Below are 25,034 nucleotides of genomic sequence, written 5' to 3' on the forward strand. Positions count from 1 at the left end.
ATCGGATCTTTGGACTTCCCGCGGCAGTGCTGGCAAACGTGTCCGTCTCGGAAAAGTACGTATTCCCGCACGTTCCAGAATCCGAGCTGTTCGCCTTGTTGGTACGCCGCTTCGGCAATGTCCGGGTTCTTCAGCAGTTGCGTGTCAAACGCCGCTGTTTCGACGGTTATGGCAGTCACCGGCAAGACCCGCATGACCGCTTCTACGCGCGACATGTGCGCCGCAATGCAGTTTTCCACCGAAGGAGCTAGCCAGCCTTCGCGCTTGCTTGCTACCCTGTTGTCGAAACGAGGCGCACGGTAGCGCGTCTTGCGGCTGCGGCGAGAGCAGCGCAGGGCAAGACGGGCAGACAAAAGATCCGTGATGTCTTGACGCAGTTCTACTTCCGAAGCATAGAGTTCGGCCTTTTCGGTTGTGGCCGAAAGACCAATGTGCTTGTAGCCGGAATCCACGCCAAGCGCTACAGGCTGCTTTGCTTCGCCCGTTGCGATCGTAAGTTGAATCGTAAAAGGCGTGCGTCTTTTGACGATTGCTTTCTTCTCTTTGAGAAGCAGCCTTGCTTTTGCCGGTGAGCACGGCATCAACGGTTGCCCTCGTTTGTTTAAAACAAATACTCTCAAGATTTGACTCCTCGGTCTTGCGACCGGTTGAAATCCTTCGCCAATGTTGGAAGGGGTTTACCTGTTCACGGCACCGCTCCTACCTCTCAGAGCTTTTAACCGCGAACCGCAGAGCGCGGGACTAGGATTGACATCCCGCGGTGCCTATGCATTCCCATTCAACGTAGCCCGCCTTTGGGGCGGCCTGAGGCTAGTCAACCAAGGCTTTTATCAAGCCTCGCTCTTTAGAGCGGGGTAGTTGACTTACTTTTCTTTGCGTACGGAAATTTGGCCTTGACCTTTTCAAGCATGCGTCCTGCTGCTTCCTGTTCGGCCACTCGACGACTCTTACCCTCTCCCACTTCTTCAAGTTCGGCCTTGGGTACGGAACAGGCACAGACAAAATGCTGGCAGTGCGCCGCGCCCGTCACCTTGATGATTCGGTAGGAAGGAACCGGAAGTCGACGCGCCTGCAGAAATTCCTGAAGCAGCGTCTTGTGGTCCTTAGCAAGACGTTCGCCCGACATCGCCTTCGCGGAAAGAATCGGCTCGTACAGACGCAAAATGACGTGCTGAGCCTCTTCGAAGCCGCCGTCAAGAAACACCGCGCCGAAAACCGCTTCGCAGGCGTCGGCAAGAATAGAGGGGCGATCGGCGCCGCCCGTCTTGAGTTCGCCCTCGCCGAGATAGATGAACTGCCCGATCTGAATCTGCGCGGCGATCTCGTCGAGCGCCTTTTCACAAACCAGATTGGAACGCACGCGCGATAGCACGCCTTCGGTGAAGTGACGATCGCGTAGGAAAAGCGCGTGACCGATGACGCAGTTCAAAACCGAGTCGCCCAGAAATTCAAGGCGTTCGTTGTGCTCGGAAGCAAAACTGCGGTGTGTGAGTGCTCGCTTTAGTAGCGCCTTGTTTTTGAACTGATACCCGATGCGAGATTCGAGTTCTTCGGCCGGCAGAAGCACACGTGTAACCTGAGCTGACATAGTTCTTCTCGCCTTATTTGATCGAACCGACGCGGCTCATGTCGCTGAAGTTGGCCCAGATGAGAACGGCTTTGCCTACGATCATGTCGTCGGTCACAAAGCCCCAGTAGCGGCTGTCCTCACTGTTGTCGCGGTTGTCTCCAAGCACGAAATACTGATCCTGCGGCACCTTGCAGGTAAACCCGTTGCTGAAGTAACGGCAAGCGTTGCCCACGCGCGGATAGGGCTGACCGCGCAGTCCCGCCGGATAGCGGTTGTCAACGGCTAAACGATGTTCGTGTTCGCCGAGCTTTTCCGTACGTTCCTGCAGAGTCACCATCGAGAACGGATCAACCCAATCACCCACAAGCGTCTGCTTGACCACTTCGCCGTTGATGCGCAGTTCCTTGTTGACGTAGGACACGGTATCGCCGGGCAGTCCCACGACACGCTTGATGTAATCCATCGATTCATCCATCGGATAGCGGAACACCATCACGTCGCCTCGCTGCGGGGTGCCGACGTCAATGATCTTTGTGTTGGCAACCGGCAGACGAACGCCGTATGTGTACTTATTCACCAGAATGAAGTCGCCGATGTAAAGGGTCGGCAACATAGATCCCGAAGGAATGCGGAAGGGTTCAAAAAGGAAGGAACGCAACAGGAACACGATCAGAATCACCGGGAAGAGTCCTGCCGTGTAATCCAGCCACCAGGGCATGCGTGTGTCACGCGCATACATATCGTTGCGCGCCTTGATGACGCTTGTCTCACCGCGATCGATGGCTTCGCGGTTGGCGGTCTCAAATTCCCGTGCCTTGGCATCGGCCTCAGCTCGGCGGCGCGGACGGAAGTAAAACTTCTCGGCAATCCACATCACGCCGGTAAAGACCGTCAGAAGAAACAAAATCAGTGCAAAGTTCATTTTTTCGAGCTTTCGAAAGCGATCTGCCGCAAGCGGTCAAGCACCCCGGCAGAATGATTTGAATTCTGAACAAAAGCCGGCCAACGATGTAAACGCACCGTTGCCGGCCTACCTTTTTATTTGTCGTCGACCTGAAGAATGGCAAGGAAGGCTTCCTGCGGAATTTCCACGCTGCCCACCTGTTTCATGCGCTTCTTACCAGCCTTCTGCTTTTCCAAGAGCTTCTTCTTACGCGTAATGTCGCCACCGTAACACTTGGCAAGCACGTTCTTTCTTAAGGCCTTCACATTTTCGCGAGCAATGATGTTTGCGCCAATGGCTGCCTGAATCGCCACGTCGTACATCTGGCGCGGAATGAGACTGCGCAGGCGGCTAACGATCTCGCGGCCGCGAAACTGTGCGTTCGTGCGGTGAATGATGGTGCTCAACGCATCCACGCGATCGCCGTTGATGAGCATATCGACCTTGACGACGTCGCTTGCGCGGTACTCTTTAAACTCGTAGTCCATGGAGGCGTAACCGCGGGTTATTGACTTCATACGGTCAAAGAAGTCGAGCACGATTTCAGCCAGCGGCAGTTCGTAGGTCAGGTGAACCTGACGTCCGTGGTAGGCCATGTTGATCTGCACGCCGCGCTTTTCCTGACACAGCTTCATCACCGCGCCCACGTAGTCGTTAGGCACAAAAATCGTCACAGTGTCGATCGGCTCGCGAATCTCGGCAATCTTGTCAACCGGAGGCAGCTTGCTCGGGTTTTCCACGCGCACGACTTCGCCGTTGGTCATCAACACTTCGTAGACCACGCTCGGTGCCGTCGTAATGAGGTCCATGTCGTATTCGCGCTCGAGACGCTCCTGCACAATGTCCATGTGCAACAGCCCGAGGAAGCCCGCGCGGAAACCGAAGCCCAGGGCCTGAGAGACTTCAGGCTCAAACTGAAGCGCCGCATCGTTGAGCTGCAGCTTCAGAAGCGCTTCGCGCAACGCGTCGTATTGATTGGACTCCACCGGATACAGACCGGCAAACACCTGGGGCTTGACTTCCTTAAAACCGGGAAGCGGCGCCGAAGCAGGATTTTGAGCGTGCGTAAACGTATCGCCCACGCGCGCTTCCTTGAGTTCCTTGATGCCTGAAACCACAAAGCCCACTTCGCCGGGCTTGAGGCAGTCGCGCACCTGCGCCTTGGGCGTAAAAACGCCGACCTGCTCGACGAGGTGAGTGGCGCCGGAAGCCATCAGCATCACCTTGTCCTTCGGACGGATGACGCCGTTGACGACTCGAACGAGCGTGACGATGCCCACGTAGTTGTCAAACCAGCTGTCGATGATGAGCGCCTGCAGCGGAGCATTTTCGTCGCCTTTGGGAGGCGGCACGTCGCGCACGATGCGCTCGAGAATATCGTCGATGCCCATGCCGGTCTTGGCCGAGCATTCCACCGCGTCGGTGGCATCAATGCCGATGACGTCCTCGATTTCTTCCTTGGCGGCGTCGGGATTGGCGCTTGCCAAGTCCATCTTGTTGAGAACCGGCACGACTTCAACACCCAGATCGATAGCCGTATAGCAGTTGGCCACCGTCTGCGCTTCCACGCCCTGAGTAGCGTCGACCACCAAAAGAGCTCCTTCGCAGGCCGACAGAGAGCGGCTCACCTCATAGGAGAAGTCGACGTGCCCCGGGGTGTCGATCAAATTGAGTTCGTAAATCTGACCGTCCTTGGCCTTGTACTTAAGACTGGCCGTCTGAGCCTTAATCGTGATGCCGCGTTCGCGCTCGAGATCCATGCTGTCGAGCACCTGTTCGCTCATCTCTCGATCGCTCAGACCACCGCAACGCTGAATCAAACGGTCAGCCAGCGTCGACTTGCCATGATCGATATGGGCAATGATGGAAAAATTACGGATATTGTCCATTGAAAATTACGTTGGGTTTATCGTGGGATACAGGCCGATCGATCGAGCATTTCCAAGGACTCGTGAGACGATCCTTTCGCGCGCAAAGCCAAAGGCGCACCGTCACACCAAGCCTCGCGACCGACCTTTTGGGAAATGTTGGCGCATTTTATCATGCGGCTTCATACGAAAAAGACGCAAAACCAACGTCCGAAACGCTTGTTACGAGAAGCTTTCGGTTTGTTTCTGAAAAAGATTTTCGAGCACCGGCATCTTTGTTTTTGGGGGCTATTGCGCTAGACTCAGTTTCCTTTTCATTTCCGCTTCTAATTTTTTGACCGTGAGCTCAGAAATCCGTCTCGACAATGTCCGCAACGAACTCATCCGTGTGATGAGCGTGTTGGTGCAGTGCACCTCGCATATGCAGGCGCAACCCCATGAGGCTCGCCTCAGAGAACTGTGCGATGCCGTTCTCACTGAAGGCGAAGACGGCGACATTGAGGCGGCGCTCGCTCACTTCAAGGCCGAAGAGCCCGGCGGATACGGCTATGAGAAGCTTCTTACCATTGCGGAAGACTGCGCGGAAGCCGTTGTCGACGAGCGCGGTAGCGCCCTGCTTTTGCTGATTCCGATCATGGCCTGGAGCCGCTACCGCAACTATCACGGCGTGCTCGACGAAGATGTGCTCGAAAAAATCGCCGATTGTGTGCGCAAGAGCTTTTCCTCACCTAAGGCAAACGTCGTGATGGGTTCGCACATGCTCTCGGCCGATCATCTCCCGGAAGCGTTTCGCGATGTGCGCGGCCTTCTCGAACGGATGCGCCGCCTCAACCACGGCGACGTATACGACATCAGTTCTTTGGTGCGCGAAGTGCCGCCGCCCGACTTTGCCGACAGCCGCTACATCCTTTGCTCCGTCTCAGCTCAGAACACAACCGACCTGTTCCGCAGCACCGACGACGGCCTCGTTGAGGTAGCCCGCGGCATGATGGATTTTTGCCTGCAGGTGCACGAACTGCTCGAGCTCACCATGATCGGTTCTGTCTTCGAAGTGCAGCCCGTCGGCGGTTTTTATCAGAGCTGGCGCGAATCTGAAACCACGATGCGTTCCTGGGGCCTGAAGTCGCTCGTTGACTTTGCGGGCAGCATGGGTTACGAACCCAACCAGCTGATCGCTACGCTCGGCCTATTCGTTCCCAATTCGCGCGAACAGGACAAGATGAGCGAACTGCGCATCGGCCTTACCCCCAAAAACGAGCGCGATCACGTCATCTGCGGCGTCGCCTGGCCCGTGATTCCTGAAGAAGTCGATGCATTTTCAGGTACGGCGCGCGACATCCTCGAGAGCAAAGGTCTGAAGTACATCGTCGAGCATGAACAAAGTTTCTCGCTTGAGTGGTGCGAAGACTGCGGCTCCCCTCTTTACGCCACCCCCGACGGTCTGGTGGTGCATGTGGAATTGTCCGGAGCAGACGCCGTTTCCGAGTTTGCGCCCACGCTCAACTAAAACAACTTCAACCGACAGAAAAAAGCCTGAAGGCGAGGTTTGTCCCGCATTCAGGCTTTTGTGATCGGCCGACAGTCTCGTCGGCCGTCGTTGCAGCGATTTAGGCCTTTTCGACCTTGAACTCGAATCCGTTCTCGCCGTAGTCGCACACCACCTTGTCCTTAGGTGCCGCGCGGCCCTCGAGAAGAAGTCGAGCCACCGGGTTTTCAAGCTTGTCCTGTACGGCGCGCTTGAGCGGTCGAGCACCGTAGACCGGATCAAAACCGGCCTGGGCGATCGCCTCGAGCGCCGCGGGCGTCACTTCGAAGGTGATGTCCTGCGCGGCGATCCGTTCGGCAAGCTTTGCCACCTGAATTTTGGCAATCGACTTGATGGCTTCGTCGTCAAGAGCATTGAAGACCACAATTTCATCAATACGGTTGATGAATTCGGGACGGAAATGCGCCTTGACTTGTTCCATCACGGCTTCCTTGATCGCTTCCGGCTGAGCGTTCGCCTGCATCTGCTGGATTTCGCCCGAGCCGAGGTTGGATGTCATCACGATGACCGTGTTCTTGAAGTCCACCGTGCGGCCCTGTCCGTCGGTCATGCGGCCATCGTCAAGAACCTGCAGCAAGACGTTGAACACGTCGGGATGCGCCTTTTCGACCTCGTCGAGCAAAATCACGCTGTAGGGCTTGCGGCGCACGGCTTCCGTCAGGTAGCCGCCCTCTTCATAACCCACATATCCGGGAGGCGCACCGATCAGACGAGCCACCGAGTGCTTTTCCATGAATTCGCTCATGTCAATTCGCACCATCGCCTCATCGCTATCAAAGAGGAAGTTGGCTAGCGCCTTCGTGAGTTCTGTCTTGCCCACGCCCGTAGGGCCGAGGAACAGGAACGAACCGTAGGGACGGTTGGGATCCGAAAGTCCGGCACGACTCCTGAGAATCGTATCGGTCACGCAACGCACGGCCTGGGACTGTCCCACGACACGCTTGGAGAGAGCCTCGTCCATGTGCAAAAGCTTCTGACGTTCGCCCTGCATCATCTTGCTCACCGGAATGCCGGTGGCGCGACTCACGACTTCGGCAATCTCTTCGGCGCCCACGCTCGTGCGCAACAGCTTGGGCTGCGTCTCAAGCGTCTTTTTCTCGGTGCTTTCGGCTTTCTTGAGTTTTTCCTCGAGCTTGGGCAGAACGGCGTACTGCAGTTCGGCCAGACGTTCGTAACGGGCCTCGCGGCGGCAGGCGTCCATTTCACGGCGCACGCGGTCAATCTCGTCGCGCACGTCCTTTTCGCCGAGAGCCTGGCTCTTTTCAGCCTTCCAGATTTCTTCGAGATCGGAATACTTGCGCGAAAGCTCTTCGATTTCCTTTTCAATGGCGCTCAGGCGCTGACGGCTCGCGTCGTCGGTTTCTTTTTTCATCGCCTCGCGTTCGATCTTGAGCTGTATCAAGCGGCGTTCGAGCTTATCAAGCGCTTCGGGCTTGGAGTCGATTTCCATCTTGACACGGCTGGCAGCCTCGTCAATTAAGTCGATGGCCTTATCGGGCAGGTAGCGATCCGTGATATAGCGGTGCGAGAGCTCGGCGGCCGCCACAATGGCCGGGTCGGTGATTTCAACGCCGTGGTGCGCTTCGTACTTTTCCTGCAGGCCGCGCAAAATGGCAATCGTATCTTCCACGCTCGGCTCGTCGACGAGCACTTTCTGGAAACGGCGTTCTAGAGCCGCGTCCTTTTCGACGTACTTACGGTACTCATCGAGCGTCGTCGCTCCGATCACGTGCAGTTCGCCGCGCGCCAGAGCGGGCTTGAGCATATTGCCTGCGTCCATGGAGCCTTCAGTCTTGCCCGCACCCACCATTGTGTGCAGCTCGTCGATGAAGAGAATGATGCGGCCTTCGGCAGCTGTGATTTCCTTCAGAAGCTTCTTTAGGCGCTCTTCGAACTCGCCGCGGTACTTGGCGCCGGCAATAAGGCCCGCCATGTCAAGCGAGAGCACAGCCTTACCCTTCAGACCATCGGGCACTTCGCCGTTGACGATACGCTGCGCCAAACCTTCAACCACAGCCGTCTTGCCGACGCCGGGCTCGCCGATCAGCACCGGGTTATTTTTCGTGCGGCGCTGAAGAATCTGCATCGTGCGGCGGATCTCGTCGTCGCGTCCGATAACGGGATCGAGCTTACCCAAACGAGCGCGCTCAGTGAGGTCAACCGTATACTTCTTGATGGCATCGCGCCCGGTTTCACCTTCGGCGTCCGTGACGCTCTCGCCGCCGCGCACGGCTTCAATGGCTGCTTCGAGAAGCTTTTTGGTGACACCGGCCGAAGCCAGAATGCGAGAAGCTTCCATATCGGCGCCGGCCAAAGCAAGCAGGAACATTTCCGTCGAAATGAACTGGTCGCCGCGCTGCATCGCCTCCTTTTCCGTGAGATTCAAGGCGCGGATCAAGTCGCGGCTGACCTGTACGTCGCCCGACGTGCCCGTCACCTTCGGAAGGCGCTCCACCGCAGCTTGGGCCTCATCGCGCACACGCTTGGCGTTGCCGCCCGAGCGCTCGATCAAGCTCGAGGCACTGCCTTCCTGATCGTTCATCACGGCCAGCAGCAAATGCACCGGCTCGATGTACTGGTTGTCGTGAGCAAGCGCCAAGGACTGAGCTTCACCCAGGGCCTGCTGAAATTTCGTTGTCAGTTTGTCTTGTCTCATCTAATCCAATTCCTTACTTCTGTCGAGACTTCATCACCTCGACGTTAATGGCTATGTGGGGTTGGTTTTTCCTCATTTCAAGGAATGCAATTCCGAAAAAGTTTCTGAATTTTTCTCGGTTTCTTACCCTAATACTGTGCACAGGCCTTTGGCGGGGCTACAATGGATGGCAGTTTTTCCAATTTGTATAAAAAGATCGGCCAATCGCGCGTCACTGCGAGGGGCTGTTCGCTCATTACGAAAGGAAGATGAAGTGACTGTCAATCGTCGTACTTTGATCGGCACCGTCTGTGCCATCTCCGTTTTCGGTGTTCCGCTGATTTCCTCGGCCCAGACCGGAACCCGCTCCAATCCCATCAAGATCGTCGTTCCCTACCCGCCCGGAGGCCCTCTGGACGTTTCGGCACGCGCCATTGCCGAAGCAGTGCACGCTGACCTGGGCAACGTCATCGTCGACAACCGCCCGGGCGCCGGCGGCAACCGCGGCGTGACCTATCTCGCGCAGCAAAAGCCCGACGGCATGACGTTGTGCGTCGGAGCCGTTGCCACACACGCCGTCAACCCGAACTTGTTCAAGAAGCTTCCCTACGACCCGATCAAAGACTTTGAGCCGGTTACGCTCATCGCTCACGTTCCCAATGTGCTTGTCGTCACACCGGAATTTCAGCAACGTACCGGCATCAAATCCGTCAAAGATTTGATTGCCTACTGCAAGGCAAATCCCGACAAGCTCAACTACGCCTCCGGCGGAAACGGTTCGGCCGGTCACATGGCAGGCGAACTTCTCAAAGCCAAAGCCGGCATCAAGATGGTGCACGTGCCCTATGCCGGTGCCTCGGCCGCTCAACTTTCCGTTCTTGCCGGCCAAACCGACCTCATTTTCGACAACCTCTCGTCGGCCTCCGCCAACATTCAAGCCGGCAAACTGGTTCCGCTTGCCGTCACCACCACCAAACGCGCAGAAGCACTTCCCGATGTGCCCACTATGGTCGAAGCCGGCGTGGCAGGATTTGACATCTCGACTTGGTACGGTTTGTTCGTGCCAGCCAAGACGCCTCGCGACATTGTCATGCACCTCAATAGCGTAATTACCAAGGCGCTTGCGAGCGACGACATGAAGAAACGTCTGGCACGTCTGGGGGGCGAATCTGCACCATGCAAACCCGAAGAGTTTGCCGCTTTGATCAAGACGGAATTGGCGAAATACGCCGAAATCGTCAAAGCCTCCGGAGCTCGCGTCGACTGATCAAAAGTTCACGGAGCATCCCGGCCGGCGTTTGATTGTCGTCGGCCGGGCATATGTGCGCGGGCGCCGTACGTCATAGAAAAACAAAACGGCGCCTTTCCTCGGTCACTTCAAGCACTTTTATGGTTGTAGGGAATCGCAAAGACTTCTGGTCGGGCATCCTTTTTGCTCTACTCGGCGTCTTTTTCATCGTATTTGCCCAAGAGCACGAACTCGGTCAAGCATCCCGCATGGGGCCCGCCTACTTTCCGACGGTTTTGGGCATTCTGCTGGCAGCTATCGGACTTATCGTCGCTCTTCTCGGTTATTTTCGTAAAGCCCCCATCACGGAAACCGGCGAAGACACCGGCGAGATCATGCCGTTTCGTTGGAATGTTCTGTTTTTGATTCTGGGCTCCATTCTGGTCTTTGGGCTAGCTTTGAATACTTTCGGACTGATGCTCTCATTGGCGGCCATGATTTTGATCGCCGGACTTGCATCACCCGACTTTCGTTTCAAAGAAACACTCGCCATCATCCTTGTAATGGATCTGTTGGCATGGCTTATTTTCGTCTACGGCGTCGGGATGCTTGTGCCCGTCTGGCCCGTCTTCATGTAAGTAGGAGCCGGAAATGGATCTGGGACTCATCTCGAATCTGATGTTGGGCTTTGACACCGCCCTTTCACTTCAGAACATCCTCTACTGCACGATCGGCGTGACCATCGGCACGTTGATCGGAGTGCTGCCCGGCATGGGACCGGTTGCAACGGTAGCCATGCTGCTTCCGGCAACGTACGCTCTCCCGCCAACTTCAGCATTGATCATGCTCGCCGGCATTTATTACGGTGCTTCCTATGGCGGGTCAACCACCGCTATTCTGGTCAACATTCCCGGCGAAGCATCTGCCGTCGTCACCTGCCTGGACGGACATATGATGGCCAAACGGGGACGCGCAGGTTCTGCGCTTGGCATCGCTGCACTCGGCAGCTTCTTTGCCGGGTGCGTGGCCACGCTTCTGATTGCCGCTTTTGCGCCCCCTCTAACCGAGCTCGCCTTTCAGTTCGGACCGGCCGAATACTTCAGTCTGATGGTTCTCGGTCTCGTAAGTGCTACGGTACTTGCCACAGGTTCGCTGCTCAAGGCCATCTGTATGGTGTTGCTGGGCTTGCTTTTAGGGTTAATTGGCACAGACGTCAATTCCGGAGCTTTCCGTTTCACCTTCGGTCTGGATGAACTGCAAGACGGCATTGATTTCGTACCATTGAGCATGGGCTTGTTCGGCTTTGCTGAAATCATGCGCAATTTGGAAGGCGATATGAGCAGATCGCTCGTACCGAACAAAGTGAAGAATATCCTTCCGTCCTGGCAAGAAATCAAAGTATCCATGGGTCCCATTGTTCGCGGTACCGCTCTGGGGTCCATTCTGGGAGTACTGCCGGGAGGCGGCGCTCTTCTGAGTTCTTTTGCAAGTTACACGGCTGAAAAGAAACTCGCTGGCGACAAAGCAGATCCTCCGTTCGGCTACGGCAACATCCGCGGCGTTGCCGGTCCCGAATCAGCCAACAATGCTGGTGCACAAACGTCGTTTGTCCCCATGCTCACGCTCGGCATCCCTTCCAACGCCGTAATGGCTCTGATGATCGGCGCCATGATGATTCACGACATTGTGCCCGGACCTCAGGTTATGCAGTCTGACCCGGGGCTTTTTTGGGGCTTGATCATTTCCATGTGGATCGGCAATCTGATCCTCGTGGTTCTAAACCTTCCGATGATCGGAGTGTGGGTACAGTTGCTGCGTGTGCCTTACCGCTGGCTCTTTCCTGCAATTCTGGTCTTCTGCTGCATCGGCGTGTATTCCATTAACAACAACGTATGGGATGTTTGGATCGCCATCTTCTTCGGTTTCGCGGGTTACGTTTTCGGTAAGCTCGGCTGTGAAACCGCGCCATTGGTTCTGGGCTTTATTTTGGGACCGATGATGGAAGAAAATCTCCGCCGCGCCATGCTTTTGTCTCGCGGAGATCCCTCTGTGTTTGTATCCAGTCCGATTTCGTGCGGACTGCTCATCGCTGCTGTCCTAATGGTCTTTTTGGTTGCTGCCCCGGCCTTCAGAAAGACCCGTGAAGTCGCATTTAAAGAAGACTGACGGCACAACCGCTGTATCAGACTTGAAGGTTGGAAAAGTTCTTCGCTTTTCCGACCTTTTCTTTTTTAGCGGAAGCAAAGGCTAGAATCCGCCTGCGTTCGATTTTTTTATCTTTTACTTCAATGTCTCCGCATTCTGCCTGCGTCTTCGAAATCACCTGCTCCCTACCCCTTGCGAGCGAATCCCTGCCCGATGCTTTTACACAGGCTCCCTGCGCACGCATGAAAGTCGCCAGACAATTCGTGGTGCAAAAGGGCATGATCCGCCAAGGCTTCAAGGGGCGTGCCGGCCTCGGCATTTTCGAAGAAAACGGTCGCACCTGGGGAATGCTGGTGTTGGAGCCAGCTGCGCCGCTTTTGTTTGCGCCTCCCGCTAAGCTGTCAGCCAAACGCCTGTGGCCCGGCATGCAAGAAGAAGATGTTCCCAATATCGAATTGATCAACGGCAAGGGCGAAGCTAAAGCTCTCAAGACACGACTGGACGAGATTTTCGAGCCGTTTCCGCAGCGAGACTATTTCAGGGGCGGACGCGAGCAGGCCGAACGTCGTGCGTTGTGGCGCCGTGTTTTGACCGATGCTCTCACGAGTCCCGTTGTGCGTATTGTCCAAGAACTCAACATTCGTCACCGCGACGCTCGACTGACGGAACTCAACGAATGGTGGTGCGGCAAAAGCCCTACGTTTGAATGCCGTTGGGATCAAACGTTCTATGCGCCGCGCTCAGGAGCTCGATTTCTGCTCGAGTGGATGCTCATCGGGCGTCCGCACTGCGAAAGCTCCCCCATGCAGACCGAGGAGTCCGCGCCGCGCCCCGTCGTTCTCTACAGCGACGACGACATTTTGGTAATCAATAAGCCTGCTCGTTTGAGTTCCGTTCCAGGCGTCCGCGAGAAAGTCTGCGCCAAGACCATGCTAGAACGCCAATACGGCGAACTGCACGTCGTGCATCGACTGGACCTAGACACCTCGGGCCTGCTCGTTTTCGCTCGTAACAAGCGATCGCTTGAACATCTCAACAAGTCGTTTCGCGAGCGTGACACGCACAAGATCTACGAGGCACGCCTCGAAGGAGTCATCAGCGAACAGCAGGGCCGCATCGAACTCCCTCTGGCACTCAATTGGCTCGATCGTCCGCGGCAATGCTCTCTCACTGAAGATGGCGGCGGAAAGGCGTCGGCCACAGAATTTGTCGTGATCGGCACGCAGCAGACTGCGGGAGGACTGAAAACTCTCGTGCGCTTGAGCCCTGTCACGGGCCGCACGCACCAGCTGCGTGTGCATTGCGCCAAAGGGCTCGGTTGCCCCATTGACGGCGACCCCTTTTACGGTCATCCGGGGCTTGAAGGCGAAACCGATGCCACACGCCTGTGTCTGCACGCCGCAGAGCTCACCTTCGTACATCCGACTTCCGGCGAACTGGTTACTTTCAAGGCGCCGGCCGATTTTCCGGATTTCTGACAGCCAAAAAGATGTGTTGCGCAAACAGATTCCCGCATCGAAAATTTTTGCTATCCGAGCGCCTGCGCTATGATTAGAAAACCGCCTGTCGGTCGAGCCTGTCAGTAACACGCTCACGCCGTCAGTCCTATCCTTTTTTGTAAGACAAGAATGTCAGATCAACCACATCCTGGACCGGAAACTTTTCTTTCCCGCAAGGAGCACATCTGATGCGCGCCGCTGTTGAACGTGTGCTGCACGATGTGTGGTCGCACCGCGGCATTGCCGCCTCTCTACTCTACCCTTTTTCGCTTGTCTACCTTGCCATCGCACGACGCCGGGCAGCTAGGACTACACCTGTTGAACTGCCGGTGCCCGTTGTCGTTGTCGGCAACATCTACGTCGGCGGCACGGGCAAGACTCCCATCACGATCGAGCTCGTCCGCGAACTGAAGGCCGCGGGCTTTACGCCCGGAGTCATCAGCCGCGGATACGGGCGCGCCAGCAAAGAGCAACACCTTGTCGAAGACGACTCTCCGGCAAGCACCGTCGGCGACGAACCGCTTTTGATTCGCCGCGCCACCGGGGTTCCTGTCGCCGTGGGACGCGACCGCGTGGCCGCAGGGCGTCTACTGATCCGGAGCAATCCGAGCGTTAATGTGATTGTCAGCGACGACGGTCTGCAGCATCGGCGCCTTGCGCGCGACGTTGAACTTGCCGTCGTCGGTGCTCGAGGGCTGGGCAACAGCTGGGCGCTTCCCGCAGGCCCCCTGCGCGAACTCCCCTCGCGTCTGGACTCTGTTGATGCCATCGTTCTGAGCGCTACCGAAGATACTATTGAAAGTCGTACGCCTCGCTTTGCCGCCACTTCCCAGCTCGGGGATGTCGTGCGTCTGTGCGACGGCCGCCGCCGCTCAATCGAGGACATTTCGCACCGCATCGCCGAAAAAGAAGCCAAGGTACTTGCTGCGGCCGGCATTGCCGCGCCCGATCGCTTCTTCAATATGCTTGCCGCTCACGACATCGTCGGCAAGAACTTGGGATTGGGCGATCACTTTGCCTTTGATACGAATCCGTTTGCGCAGTCCGACGCACGCTACATCTTCATCACCGGCAAGGACGCGGTCAAAGCCATGCAGAACGCTGATATCAAGAACGACCGCCGCATTTGGGTCGTCGAGTACCAAACACAACTTGACCCCTACCTCATCCAGTTCGTAGTGGAAAAGCTCACGGATGCGGCCGAACGCAAACACATTGACATCGTACCGCCCACGGAAGAAATCACGCACTGAATCAAACCATGAAACGCGCTTGCTTGAGTATCGGTCTTGCCGCCTGCTGTCTTCTGGCCGGCTGCTCCACGCAGTCAGTCCGGGCACCCGCGTACAACATCAAACCCGGCAACGTCTGCGTCATTCAAGATTCAAGCAACCGAAAGGTCGCCTACAACTCCGTCATCAAAGGTCTCAAGCGCAAGGGTTTTTCCGTGAAGCGCGTCGGCGCGGGACAAACGAAAAACTGTTCCCGCGTCTTTTCCTGTCAGTCGATTTCCCGCTGGCAGATCGCCAACTACACCTCCAACATTCATCTGCAATACTGGGAGCACGGCAAGCTTGTAAGCGAAGCCAAGTACGATGCGCCGACAAACGAAATCAACATCTCGAAATTCATCAGTACGGAAGATAAGATCTTTCAACTGCTCAATGAGATGCTTCCCGGCACACGCACTCTTCCGAGCAAATACAACTCCCGCTGACGAACGCTTCGTCAGCCGAACATTGAAACGACAATATTATGGACAGCCGCCTTACCGAAGTTTTGGTCTGCCCCGTCTGCAAGGGGCCTCTTCATTTTGATCAGCAGAAGTCTGAAATGCAGTGCGCCAAATGCGCGCTCGGCTTCCCGCTTGACGGAGAAATCCCGGTGATGCTCACCAAGGAAGCGCGAGAACTCACGCCCGAGGAACAAGAAGCCGCTCGTATCAAACCCGCCAACTAACGAAGGACTTGCCATGGGCTTTGTAGTAATCGTGCCGGCGCGCATGTCGTCTTCGCGCCTGAAGGAAAAGCCGCTTGCCGACATCTGCGGCAAGCCGATGGTTGTACGTACCGCCGAGCGCGCTCTCGGGTGCGGTGCCGATGCGGTTTTCGTCGCCTGCGACTCACCGGCCATCGTCAAGGCCTGCGAAGAACACGACATCAAGGCGCTTCTGACGGATCCGAACTGTCCGACCGGCACCGATCGTCTCGCCGAAGCCGCCGCGGCTCTGGGCCTAACCGACGACACGATCGTCGTCAATGTCCAGGGCGATGAACCTCTGATTCCCATCAATGTCATACGCGCCGTTGCCGAAGACCTTGAAAAGCACGACGATTGCGCCATTGCCACCGCTGCGCACCCGATATCCGACGCCGAGCACTTCTTCAATCCGAACGTAGTCAAGGTCGAAATTGACGCCAAGGGTCGAGCGCTTACCTTCTCCCGCGCGCCGCTTCCTTGGCCGCGCGACGCATTTCGTAGCGACAAGTCCGTGCTGCCCGAAGGTTTGCCCGCCTATCACCACATCGGGCTTTATGCCTACCGTGCAGGCTTTTTAAAGGCGTTTCCTAAGTTAGCTCCCGCCCCCATCGAAAAGTTTGAGTCGCTGGAACAGCTGCGAGCCCTCTGGCACGGGTATCGGATCAGCGTACTGATTCTCGACGAGAACCTGCCTTCGGGCGTGGACACCGCCGAAGATCTGGAGCGCGTACGTTCGGTGTACGCCGAATCTCTCAAAAACTAGTTTTTTTGGTTCCGAAAAGCCGCGTTTTGCCTCGTCCGAAAGATGTAACAAAGGTTTCGCTATTGTTTTGCAGAATGTTTCAATTACAATTTCCGCAGTGCAAGAAAAATTGTGAGCTTGTCGCGATGCGGCGGGCAAAACGGCGCGACCTTCGGGACTCGCCGAATTTTTCTTGAAAGAGTTTCCGACGTAAATCTGTCTTTTACTGGTTTTACGTTGAATTAATTGGAGATTTTTCATGCGTTTGATCCTGATCGGACCCCCCGGCGCCGGTAAAGGCACCCAGGCCAACTACATCAAAGAACACTTCGGCATTCCGCAGATCTCGACGGGCGACATGCTTCGCGCCGCCGTCAAGGCAGGTACCGAACTCGGCAAAGCCGCCAAGGTGATCATGGATCAGGGCGGCCTCGTGAGCGATGACATCATCATCGGGCTTGTCAAGGAACGTCTGCTTGCCGACGACTGCAAGAACGGCTTTCTTTTCGACGGCTTCCCGCGCACCATCCCGCAGGCTCAGGCTCTGCAGGACGCCGGCGTGCCGATCGACTTCGTGCTCGAAATCGCCGTGCCCGACTCCGAAATTGTCGAACGTATGTCCGGCCGCCGCGTGCACCCCGCTTCGGGTCGCAGCTACCACGTCAAGTACAACCCGCCCAAGGTTGCCGGCAAGGACGATGTGACGGGCGAAGACCTCGTACAGCGTGACGATGACCGCGAAGAAGTCGTGATGAAGCGTCTGTCTGTCTACCATGCTCAGACCGAAGCACTCGTCGACTTCTACAGCAAGCTCGCAGCGTCCGGCGAACCCAACGTGCCGCAGTACCGTAAGGTCAACGGCGTCGGTTCGATTACGGACATCCGCGATGCGATCTTCGAGGCGCTGAAGTAAAAAATTAAAAGGGAACACGATGTGTGAAATCACCGTGTTCCCTTCTTTTTTTGTTTTTTCTTTAACACTTTTGGCGTCGGCTTGACCCTCCTCGGACGTTGAGTCGACACCCGGAGCTTTCAACATCATGACTACAGCTTTGTGGCTCGCCATTGCCGCGGGCATCATCGCCGTGATTTTCGGTCTTGTCTCCCGTAGCTGGATTCTGGCCCGCGATCCCGGCAATCCCCGCATGCAGGAAATCTCGCACGCCATTCAGCAGGGTGCAACGGCCTATCTGACCAAGCAGTACACGACCATCGCCATCGTCGGCGTGGTTCTTTTCCTTATCATCGCCTTCGTTCCCGCACTGGGCTTTAAGACGGCAGGCGGCTTTGCCGTCGGCGCCATTCTTTCCGGCGCTTGCGGCTTCATCGGCATGAACGTTTCCGTCAAGGCCAACGTTCGCACCGCTCAGGCAGCCAGCCAGGGCATCGCCGAAGCTCTCAACGTCGCCTTCAAGGGCGGCGCCATCACGGGCATGCTCGTGGTCGGTCTGGGCCTTCTCGGCGTGGCCGGCTACATGGCTGTGCTGATCGGCACGGCTGCTCCCGACGCCAACCTCTACGACACGATCAAGCCGTTGATCGGTCTGGCTTTCGGTTCGAGCCTGATTTCCATCTTCGCTCGTCTGGGCGGCGGCATCTTCACCAAGGGCGCCGACGTCGGTGCCGACCTTGTGGGTAAGGTTGAAGCCGGCATTCCCGAAGACGACCCCCGCAACCCCGCCGTGATCGCCGACAACGTGGGCGACAACGTGGGCGACTGCGCCGGTATGGCTGCCGACTTGTTCGAAACCTACGCCGTGACCATCGTGGCCACCATGATGATCGGCGCGCTTTCGGCAACGGGCGACACCATGCGCATGGTTGAATACCCGCTCGTCTTGGGTGCTGTCTCGATCGTCGCTTCCATCATCGGTACGTTCTTCGTGAAGTACCTGCCCGGCAAGAAGATCATGACGGCACTGTACCGCGGCCTTATCGTCGCCGGCGTCATCGCCGCCGTTGCCTTCTGGTTCGTCGGCGACTTCGTCTTCTCCGATCCCAAGATGCTGCCCGAAGGCGTGACGACCACGCACCTGTTCGGTTCCGCTCTGATCGGCCTCGTTCTGACTGCCTTGATGGTCGTGATCACCGAGTACTACACCGGTACGGAATACAAGCCCGTGCAGACGGTTGCCGAAGCTTCCACCACCGGTCACGGCACCAACATCATCGCCGGTCTGGCCGTCTCCATGAAGGCCACCGCTCTTCCGGTTCTCGCCGTGGTTATCGCCATTCTCGTGAGCTTCTCGCTTGCCGGTCTTTACGGTGTTGCCATCGCCGCAACCTCGATGCTGACTATGGCCGGCATCATCGTTGCTCTCGACGCCTATGGCCCGATCACGGACAACGCCGGCGGTATTGCCGAAATGTCCGAACTCGATGAAAAGGTCCGCAACGTGACCGACCCGCTTGACGCAGTCGGCAACACGACCAAGGCCGTCACCAAGGGCTACGCCATCGGTTCGGCCGGTCTGGCCGCTCTGGTGCTCTTTGCCGACTACACGCACGCTCTGAAGCAGCAGTTCAACATTGACTTCCAGTTTGACCTTTCCGACCCGTACGTGATTGCCGGTTTGATCATCGGCGGTCTGATTCCCTACCTCTTCGGCGCAATGGCTATGGAAGCCGTCGGCCGCGCTGCCGGCTCCGTGGTGATTGAAGTCCGTCGCCAGTTCAAGGAAATCAAGGGCATCATGGAAGGCAAGGCCAAGCCCGATTATTCCAAGGCCGTCGGCATGCTCACCGGCGCTGCCATTAAGGAAATGATCATCCCGTCCGTTCTCCCGGTCATCGTCCCGATCCTCGTCGGCCTCATCCTCGGCCCGAAGGCTCTCGGCGGCGTGCTGATGGGTACGATCGTCACCGGTATCTTCGTGGCCATCTCCATGACCACGGGCGGCGGCGCTTGGGATAACGCCAAGAAGTACATCGAAGACGGTCACTTCGGCGGCAAGGGCAGCGAATCTCACAAGGCTGCCGTGACGGGCGACACCGTCGGCGACCCCTACAAGGACACCGCCGGCCCCGCCGTCAACCCGCTCATCAAGATCATCAACATCGTGGCTCTGCTCATCGTGCCGCTGCTGACGATCTAATCTCCGTCTTCTGACGTCGATTCACAGGCGCTCCTTTCTTCGAAGGAGCGCCTGTTTTGTTTGTACGTATTTCTCAAGACAAACGTACGGTCGGCGCCGCGTAAACTATGTCTCGTTTCGATTTCTCGGAAAAAACATGGCTTCGCTTCTGTCCGACCTTCAGGCGTGTCTCGGCTCCGATCGCGTTCTCACCGACGCAATGGCCCTAGCTCCGCTTTTGCTTGATAATCGCGGCCGCTGGCAGGGCCGCGCGCTGTGTGCCGTCTTCCCCTCCACAACCGAAGAAGTCTCGGAAATCATGCGCATCGCCTGCCGACACAATGCGCTCGTGTTTGCTCAAGGCGGCAACACGGGCAACGCCGCGGCGGCTACCCCCGTCGTGAACGACACGGATGTCTCGCGAACCGTTTTGCTCTCGACAACCCGTCTGCGCCGCATCGAGAAAATCGACACCGTCAACGACTCGGTCGTCGTACAAACAGGTGTTCCGGTCGCAGCCGTCAGAGAAACGGCCGCTCTGCAAAAGCGTCTTTTTGCACTCAGCCTTGCCAGCGACGGAACGGCTACCGTGGGAGGCGTTCTTGCGACCAACGCGGGCGGCGTACATGTTCTGCGATACGGCAACGCCAGAGACCTATGTCTGGGACTTGAAGTCGTTCTTTGCGATGGACGCGTGCTCGACCTGATGCGAGGCCTGCGCAAGGACAACACCGGCTACGACTTAAAGTCGCTTTTCATCGGAAGCGAAGGAACGCTTGGCATCATCACAAAGGCAGTACTGAAACTGCATCCGCTTCCGGCTTCGCGCAAGGTGCTTTGGCTGTCGCTGGATTCTCTGCGCAAAATCGAACCGCTTTTCTGCGCCTTTCAAAAACAGGCAGGTCATGCCCTGAGCGCCTTTGAAATCGTTCATCAAACGCCGCTGCAGCGTGTTGCGCAGGTCTTTCCCGAGAAAGTCAAAACCATCGATACACACTCGCCCTGGTCGGTTCTCGTTGAACTTTCCTATTCCGACACCCAAGATGAAACTCAAAGTGCCGACCTTCTCGAGTCGCTGCTTGAAGGACTTCTTGAACAAGGAATCATCACCGACGCCGTTCTCTCGCAAAGCGAGATCCAATGCGAGGCGCTTTGGGCAGTGCGCGAAGCAGTCCCTGAAGCGCACAAGAAGACCGGAGGCAACGTCAAGCACGACATCAGCGTGCCGCGAAGCCGCCTTGCGGAGTTCGTCGAACAAACCAATGCAGCGCTCGCAAAGCGTTTTTCCTGGATCGAACCGAGTGTTTTCGGTCATTTCGGAGACGGCAATCTCCACTACAATATGGGCGTCGTTCCGGGGCAGGATCCCCGGCTTTGTTTTGCCTTTGAAAAGGAAATCAACGCCATCGTCTACGAACATGTAGCGCGATTTAACGGCTCGGTTGCCGCCGAGCACGGCATCGGGCGCATGAAACGCGACCTTATTGAGCAAACAAAACCGGCAGATGAACTGCAGTTGATGCGCAAATTAAAGCGCATTTTCGACCCCGACAACCGACTCAATCCGGGCGCCGTTGTGTCGCCCTAAAACTGATCTTGCTACGGAGCGCGAAGAAAAATGAAGACGTCTCGCCTTTTTCTGAAAGCCACTTCCGCTGCATTTGCCGCAGCCGTCCTGTTGAGCGGTTGCGCGACGCATACTGTTGACTACCAGCCCAAAGCCAACTACAAGGAATTCACCGACGCAACGTGGCGCCCCGAATCGAACATTCGTCCGCCCTTCCGCAGCACGGAAATTCCCGTTGACTCCGTTGCAGCCCTGCAGGAAGGCATCTACGCCTTCTACGACACGCACCGCAGTTTCTTTCAACTGCAACCCGCTCAAACGGGCAGCTGGACCGTCAGTGAAACCGTAACGCAGGCCGGGGAACGCTGCTTTACCTGGGGCCAGGGCGCCGTGCAGCTCATCCGTAACTCCAGAGTGCTCAACAACGAAGGACCAATGGTTGCCTCCCGTCTGCCCGACGGCCGCATCCTTCTGCAGAATTCCGGTCAGGCGGTCTTTAACCTTGCCGTTGAACTTCGCGCCTACAACATCTCAGGCAAACCCATCCGTCACTTCCTTCGCAACGGCAACAACCAACCTGATTCGCTCGCCTGGTTTGTGCCGGCCGACGCCAAGTTCCCGCAGGGCTCCGTAGCGTATCTCGCCACCTACTGGCTCGGCGACGATGAAATCGTGCAGCCGTCGCGCTCGGCCTTTACGGGCGCCCGCAATCTCGAAAGCATGATTGCGCGCTACACGGCCAAGACTACGCCCTACTGCATGAGCTACGTGAGCCATTTGGAAGCAACGCCCTACGGTCTGTCCTTTGAGCGTCCCGTGCGCGAGCGCGGCAAGAACCGTGCGTCGGCTCCTCAAGGACGCTTCATTCTTTCACAGGTTCAGCGCAGCAATATGTTCTGCGAACGACTGTCCAACGGCGCACAAAAGGGCGGCTCCTGGAAGATAAGCCGCATTCAGGGAACGCGTGTTCTTGAACTCACCGAAGACGCCGACGTGCCAAGTTCCGACATCGGCATTCAGCCGATCAACAACGACGGCATTGACGTGGGCTTTGCCGAAATCGTGCGCGGCAACAAAGGCCAGTCACGCATGCATGTGGTTCCTGTTCGCATCGTGCGCAACAACCAACCGGTCACCGACTTCCGCCTGAAATTCAACGCCGCAGCCGCTCAGGCGATCGCTGAGGTACTGCCCGAAGCCGATGCTTCCCGCCGCGCTCATGATGAGAGGAACAAGCTTACCGGCAAACGCTAACCGAATCTCAACATCGGGCGGTCGCAAGACCGCTCGCTTTTTTAGGAAATTTCGTCTATGTCAGCACAAATCCTCGACGGCAAGGCTCTTGCCGCTGAAATCCGCTCCGAAGTGAAAACACAGGTTGCCGCGCTTGCCGAAAAGGGCGTTTCCACGGCGCTGGCCGTGATTCTCGTCGGCGACGATTCCGCCAGCCAGGTTTATGTGCGCAACAAAATCAAGGCTTGCGCGGATACGGGCATCCGTTCGCTCGAATTTCGAATGCCTGCCGAAACGACGCAGCAGCAGCTTCTGGCAAAGATTGCCGAGCTCAACGCCGACGAAAGCGTCGACGGCATCCTGGTTCAGCTGCCGCTGCCCAAGCAGATCAACGCCGACGCTGTGATCGCGGCAATTGACCCTGCCAAAGACGTCGACGGCTTTCACGTAGCCAATGCGGGTGCTCTCATCACCGGCAAACAGGGCTTTGTCCCGTGCACGCCGTTCGGTGTGATGCGTTTGATTGAAAAATCGGGCGTCAATCCCCGCGGCAAATCCGCCGTCATTGTCGGACGCAGCAACATCGTGGGCAAACCCATGGCCTTGCTGCTTCTGGCTGCCGACGCCACCGTCACTGTCGCGCACAGCCGCACGCCCGATCTGAGCGCCGTCACACGCAACGCAGACATTCTGGTGGCCGCCGTAGGCCGCGCCAAGCTCATCAAGGCCGATATGGTCAAGCCCGGCGCCGTCGTGATTGACGTCGGCATGAACCGCGATGAAAACGGAAAGCTTTGCGGAGACGTGGATTTTGCTGAAGTAAAAGAAATCGCCGGCAGCATCACCCCCGTACCGGGCGGCGTCGGTCCCATGACGATTGCCATGCTGATGCAAAACACGGTGCTCGCCGCTCAGATGCGCCGCGGCATTTCTTTGTCTTGATGTTCCTTTAGCCTTTTTTCAGTTGTCATGACCAATCCCTTGATCGATCAGGGCTCTCTTTTAAACTGGCCCGCCATCAAAACCGAACACATAACGCCGGCTTTGGACGAGCTGCTCGCCAAGGCAAACGAAGCCGTTGCCAAGGTCACGGCGCCCGAGACGCCCGCCACCTGGAGCGACGTCGTCGATCCGCTCGAACAGGCGCTTGAAAAGCTCTCGCGCGCCTGGTCGGCCGTGGGCCACCTCTCGGGCGTCATGGACAGTGAAGCGTTGCGAGAGGCATATAACGCCAACCTGCCGCGCATGACGCAGTTTTATATCGAGCTCTCCCAAAACGAAGCTCTCTTTGCCAAATACAAAGCGATTGAGAGCTCGGAAGGCTTTGCAGCCTTGAGTGAAGGATGTCAGCGCATCATCAAGCGTGAAATCCGTGACTTCCGTCTTTCGGGTGCGGAACTTGCCCCCGAACCTAAGGCTCGCCTCAAAGCTCTCGGCCAACAGGACGCGGCCGACAGCCAGAAGTTCAGCGAAAACCTCCTTGACGCCACCAACGCCTTTGCGCTGGACATAGAGGATGTTTCCGAACTCGATGGCATTCCGTCGGATGTCGTCGACATGTACGCCGCCGCAGCCAAAGCCGCGGGACTTGAAGGCAAGTGGCGCATTTCGCTGCATATGCCCAGTTATTTGCCCGCCATGCAGTACGCCAACAACGCCGCACTGCGTGAAAAGCTTCACCGCGCCTATTCGACTCGCGCCTCTGAATACGGCCCGGCTGAGCGCGACAACACGCCGCTTATCCGATCCCTACTCAAAAACCGCCGCGAAGAAGCGCTGTTGCTGGGATTTAAGAACTACGCCGAAGTCTCGCTCGTTCCCAAGATGGCTGATTCTCCGGCCGCAGTTGAGGCGTTCTTGACGGAACTCGCTCAGAAGGCCCGCGCCAAGGGCGAGGCCGACTGGGAAGAAGTCAAAACGTTTGCCAAAGAAAAGCTGGGGCTCAACGAAGTGCATCCGTGGGACGCCGCTTGGGTGTCCGAGTCACTTCGCCGAGCCAAATACGCCTACAGCGATCACGAAGTGAAGCGCTATTTCACGCTGCCGGCCGTCTTCAGCGGCATGTTCCGTTTGGTCGAAAAGCTCTTTGACGTGCGCATCAGCAAAGACTCGGCTCCGGTTTGGCACGACGACGTCAAGCTGTGGCGGATTTCAGACGCTTCCGGCAATCTCATCGCGCGTTTTTACACCGACCTCTACGCTCGCGCCAGCAAACGCGGCGGCGCCTGGATGGACAGCGACACCACCTATTGCGTGCTACCCGACGGGACAGTGAGAACTCCGGTTGCTTACCTCGTATGCAACTTCTCGCAGCCCGTCGGCGACAAGCCGGCGCTTCTCACGCACGACGACGTCACGACGCTCTTTCACGAATTCGGCCACGGTCTGCATCACATGCTCTCGCGCGTACCGCAGGCGCAACTTTCAGGCATTAACGGCGTGGAATGGGATGCCGTAGAAATGCCGAGCCAGTTCATGGAAAACTGGGCATGGAACTACGACACCTTAAAGACGCTTTCCGCGCACGTTGATACGGGCGAGGTACTGCCCAAGGAACTTTTTGACAAGATGCTGGCGGCCAAGAATTTCCAAAGCGGCATGTTCTGCCTGCGTCAGCTTGAGTTTGCTCTCTTTGATCTGCGCATTCACGATGATGACTCCACGGATCACGCAGATGACTTCCAGTCCGTTTTGGATAACGTGCGCAAGGAAGTCGCCGTGGTGCCGGCTGCCGAATATTCCCGCTTCGCACAGAGCTTTGCCCACATCTTTGCGGGCGGCTACAGTGCAGGCTACTACAGCTACAAGTGGGCCGAAGTGCTCTCAGCCGACGCCTTCAGTGCGTTTAAGGAGGAAGGGCTCTTTAATCCGGCCACCGGCAAGCGCTGGGTCGAAGAGGTGTTAAGCCGCGGCTCTTCGCGCGACGCAATCGAAAACTTCCGTGCTTTCCGCGGACGCGATCCGTCAATCGAACCGCTGCTGCGTCACAGCGGCATTGTCTGAG

At 57.1% G+C, this 25,034-nt stretch carries 21 protein-coding genes; 15 read left to right on the forward strand and 6 right to left on the reverse strand.

Annotated features, from left to right (window positions below; genetic code table 11):
• From iscB to lepA, 4 genes are all read right to left on the reverse strand, one after another.
• Positions 1 to 581, reverse strand: a 581-nt coding sequence (gene iscB / locus DW133_RS07270) for an RNA-guided endonuclease IscB (RefSeq protein WP_199588849.1), incomplete at its 3' end; no start/stop codon positions are given.
• A gap of 263 nt (positions 582 to 844) precedes the next feature.
• Positions 845 to 1,588, reverse strand: a complete 744-nt coding sequence (gene rnc / locus DW133_RS07275; RefSeq protein ID WP_118275992.1) for a ribonuclease III — start codon at positions 1,586 to 1,588, stop codon at positions 845 to 847.
• 13 nt (positions 1,589 to 1,601) lie between these two features.
• Positions 1,602 to 2,492 (reverse strand): signal peptidase I, encoded by an 891-nt coding sequence (gene lepB / locus DW133_RS07280; RefSeq protein WP_118275993.1) that lies wholly within the window; start codon positions 2,490 to 2,492, stop codon positions 1,602 to 1,604.
• A 116-nt stretch (positions 2,493 to 2,608) separates the two neighbouring features.
• Positions 2,609 to 4,402 (reverse strand): translation elongation factor 4, encoded by a 1,794-nt coding sequence (gene lepA, locus DW133_RS07285; RefSeq protein ID WP_118275994.1) that lies wholly within the window; start codon positions 4,400 to 4,402, stop codon positions 2,609 to 2,611.
• A gap of 319 nt (positions 4,403 to 4,721) precedes the next feature.
• Here lepA and DW133_RS07290 point away from each other — a divergent pair, with 319 nt between their 5' ends.
• Complete coding sequence (locus tag DW133_RS07290) at positions 4,722 to 5,888, forward strand: DUF2863 family protein (protein ID WP_147408897.1); 1,167 nt, start codon at positions 4,722 to 4,724, stop codon at positions 5,886 to 5,888.
• Positions 5,889 to 5,988: 100 nt separating this feature from the next.
• On the opposite strand, the gene clpB is transcribed toward DW133_RS07290, so the two are convergent.
• Entirely contained in the window at positions 5,989 to 8,583 is a 2,595-nt protein-coding gene (gene clpB / locus DW133_RS07295) for an ATP-dependent chaperone ClpB (protein WP_118275996.1), read from the reverse strand.
• A 295-nt stretch (positions 8,584 to 8,878) separates the two neighbouring features.
• Between clpB and DW133_RS07300 the strand changes: the two genes are divergently transcribed.
• From DW133_RS07300 to DW133_RS07310, 3 genes are all read left to right on the forward strand, one after another.
• The gene (locus DW133_RS07300) at positions 8,879 to 9,829 is read left to right on the forward strand and encodes a tripartite tricarboxylate transporter substrate binding protein (protein ID WP_233542144.1); all 951 of its coding nucleotides are present in this window, start codon (positions 8,879 to 8,881) and stop codon (positions 9,827 to 9,829) included.
• A gap of 122 nt (positions 9,830 to 9,951) precedes the next feature.
• Positions 9,952 to 10,428 (forward strand): tripartite tricarboxylate transporter TctB family protein, encoded by a 477-nt coding sequence (locus DW133_RS07305; protein WP_158571150.1) that lies wholly within the window; start codon positions 9,952 to 9,954, stop codon positions 10,426 to 10,428.
• A gap of 19 nt (positions 10,429 to 10,447) precedes the next feature.
• Positions 10,448 to 11,956 (forward strand): tripartite tricarboxylate transporter permease, encoded by a 1,509-nt coding sequence (locus DW133_RS07310; protein WP_118276062.1) that lies wholly within the window; start codon positions 10,448 to 10,450, stop codon positions 11,954 to 11,956.
• Positions 11,957 to 11,972: 16 nt separating this feature from the next.
• On the opposite strand, the gene DW133_RS10045 is transcribed toward DW133_RS07310, so the two are convergent.
• Positions 11,973 to 12,179 (reverse strand): hypothetical protein, encoded by a 207-nt coding sequence (locus DW133_RS10045; RefSeq protein ID WP_158571151.1) that lies wholly within the window; start codon positions 12,177 to 12,179, stop codon positions 11,973 to 11,975.
• On the opposite strand from DW133_RS10045, the gene DW133_RS07315 reads away from it, so the two are divergent.
• From DW133_RS07315 to DW133_RS07365, 11 genes are all read left to right on the forward strand, one after another.
• The gene (locus DW133_RS07315) at positions 12,178 to 13,413 is read left to right on the forward strand and encodes an RluA family pseudouridine synthase (RefSeq protein WP_158571152.1); all 1,236 of its coding nucleotides are present in this window, start codon (positions 12,178 to 12,180) and stop codon (positions 13,411 to 13,413) included. The genes DW133_RS10045 and DW133_RS07315 overlap by 2 nt on opposite strands.
• Before the next feature lie 209 nt (positions 13,414 to 13,622).
• Positions 13,623 to 14,687 (forward strand): tetraacyldisaccharide 4'-kinase, encoded by a 1,065-nt coding sequence (gene lpxK / locus DW133_RS07320; RefSeq protein WP_118276000.1) that lies wholly within the window; start codon positions 13,623 to 13,625, stop codon positions 14,685 to 14,687.
• An 8-nt stretch (positions 14,688 to 14,695) separates the two neighbouring features.
• Positions 14,696 to 15,151 (forward strand): hypothetical protein, encoded by a 456-nt coding sequence (locus tag DW133_RS07325; RefSeq protein WP_147408898.1) that lies wholly within the window; start codon positions 14,696 to 14,698, stop codon positions 15,149 to 15,151.
• Between the two features lie 38 nt (positions 15,152 to 15,189).
• Positions 15,190 to 15,393 (forward strand): Trm112 family protein, encoded by a 204-nt coding sequence (locus DW133_RS07330; protein ID WP_118276002.1) that lies wholly within the window; start codon positions 15,190 to 15,192, stop codon positions 15,391 to 15,393.
• A gap of 13 nt (positions 15,394 to 15,406) precedes the next feature.
• Entirely contained in the window at positions 15,407 to 16,177 is a 771-nt protein-coding gene (gene kdsB / locus DW133_RS07335; RefSeq protein ID WP_118276003.1) for a 3-deoxy-manno-octulosonate cytidylyltransferase, read from the forward strand.
• A gap of 238 nt (positions 16,178 to 16,415) precedes the next feature.
• Positions 16,416 to 17,069: an adenylate kinase gene (gene adk / locus DW133_RS07340; RefSeq protein ID WP_118276004.1), complete on the forward strand. Its 654-nt coding sequence runs from the start codon at positions 16,416 to 16,418 to the stop codon at positions 17,067 to 17,069.
• Positions 17,070 to 17,196: 127 nt separating this feature from the next.
• Entirely contained in the window at positions 17,197 to 19,251 is a 2,055-nt protein-coding gene (locus DW133_RS07345; RefSeq protein ID WP_118276005.1) for a sodium-translocating pyrophosphatase, read from the forward strand.
• Between the two features lie 136 nt (positions 19,252 to 19,387).
• On the forward strand, positions 19,388 to 20,818 hold the full coding sequence (locus DW133_RS07350; RefSeq protein ID WP_118276006.1) for an FAD-binding oxidoreductase: 1,431 nt from the start codon (positions 19,388 to 19,390) through the stop codon (positions 20,816 to 20,818).
• Positions 20,819 to 20,848: 30 nt separating this feature from the next.
• Positions 20,849 to 22,051, forward strand: a complete 1,203-nt coding sequence (locus tag DW133_RS07355) for a hypothetical protein (protein WP_118276007.1) — start codon at positions 20,849 to 20,851, stop codon at positions 22,049 to 22,051.
• A 57-nt stretch (positions 22,052 to 22,108) separates the two neighbouring features.
• A complete protein-coding gene (gene folD, locus DW133_RS07360) occupies positions 22,109 to 22,972 on the forward strand; it encodes a bifunctional methylenetetrahydrofolate dehydrogenase/methenyltetrahydrofolate cyclohydrolase FolD (protein WP_118276008.1) in 864 nt (287 codons plus the stop codon).
• Between the two features lie 27 nt (positions 22,973 to 22,999).
• A complete protein-coding gene (locus DW133_RS07365; protein WP_118276009.1) occupies positions 23,000 to 25,033 on the forward strand; it encodes a M3 family metallopeptidase in 2,034 nt (677 codons plus the stop codon).
• The last annotated feature ends 1 nt before the right edge of the window (position 25,034 follow it).

Origin of the sequence: Sutterella sp. AM11-39, assembly GCF_003472385.1 — a bacterium.
Taxonomy (GTDB): domain Bacteria; phylum Pseudomonadota; class Gammaproteobacteria; order Burkholderiales; family Burkholderiaceae_F; genus Duodenibacillus; species Duodenibacillus intestinigallinarum.

Coding starts and splice junctions, on each gene's coding strand:
- rnc (WP_118275992.1), bottom strand. CDS start 1,588: ATGTCAGCTCAGGTTACACGTGTGCTTCTGCCGGCCGAAGAACTCGAA.
- lepB (WP_118275993.1), bottom strand. CDS start 2,492: ATGAACTTTGCACTGATTTTGTTTCTTCTGACGGTCTTTACCGGCGTG.
- lepA (WP_118275994.1), bottom strand. CDS start 4,402: ATGGACAATATCCGTAATTTTTCCATCATTGCCCATATCGATCATGGC.
- clpB (WP_118275996.1), bottom strand. CDS start 8,583: ATGAGACAAGACAAACTGACAACGAAATTTCAGCAGGCCCTGGGTGAA.
- DW133_RS07305 (WP_158571150.1), top strand. CDS start 9,952: ATGGTTGTAGGGAATCGCAAAGACTTCTGGTCGGGCATCCTTTTTGCT.
- DW133_RS07315 (WP_158571152.1), top strand. CDS start 12,178: ATGAAAGTCGCCAGACAATTCGTGGTGCAAAAGGGCATGATCCGCCAA.
- DW133_RS10045 (WP_158571151.1), bottom strand. CDS start 12,179: ATGCGTGCGCAGGGAGCCTGTGTAAAAGCATCGGGCAGGGATTCGCTC.
- lpxK (WP_118276000.1), top strand. CDS start 13,623: ATGCGCGCCGCTGTTGAACGTGTGCTGCACGATGTGTGGTCGCACCGC.
- DW133_RS07325 (WP_147408898.1), top strand. CDS start 14,696: ATGAAACGCGCTTGCTTGAGTATCGGTCTTGCCGCCTGCTGTCTTCTG.
- DW133_RS07330 (WP_118276002.1), top strand. CDS start 15,190: ATGGACAGCCGCCTTACCGAAGTTTTGGTCTGCCCCGTCTGCAAGGGG.
- kdsB (WP_118276003.1), top strand. CDS start 15,407: ATGGGCTTTGTAGTAATCGTGCCGGCGCGCATGTCGTCTTCGCGCCTG.
- adk (WP_118276004.1), top strand. CDS start 16,416: ATGCGTTTGATCCTGATCGGACCCCCCGGCGCCGGTAAAGGCACCCAG.
- DW133_RS07345 (WP_118276005.1), top strand. CDS start 17,197: ATGACTACAGCTTTGTGGCTCGCCATTGCCGCGGGCATCATCGCCGTG.
- DW133_RS07350 (WP_118276006.1), top strand. CDS start 19,388: ATGGCTTCGCTTCTGTCCGACCTTCAGGCGTGTCTCGGCTCCGATCGC.
- DW133_RS07355 (WP_118276007.1), top strand. CDS start 20,849: ATGAAGACGTCTCGCCTTTTTCTGAAAGCCACTTCCGCTGCATTTGCC.
- folD (WP_118276008.1), top strand. CDS start 22,109: ATGTCAGCACAAATCCTCGACGGCAAGGCTCTTGCCGCTGAAATCCGC.
- DW133_RS07365 (WP_118276009.1), top strand. CDS start 23,000: ATGACCAATCCCTTGATCGATCAGGGCTCTCTTTTAAACTGGCCCGCC.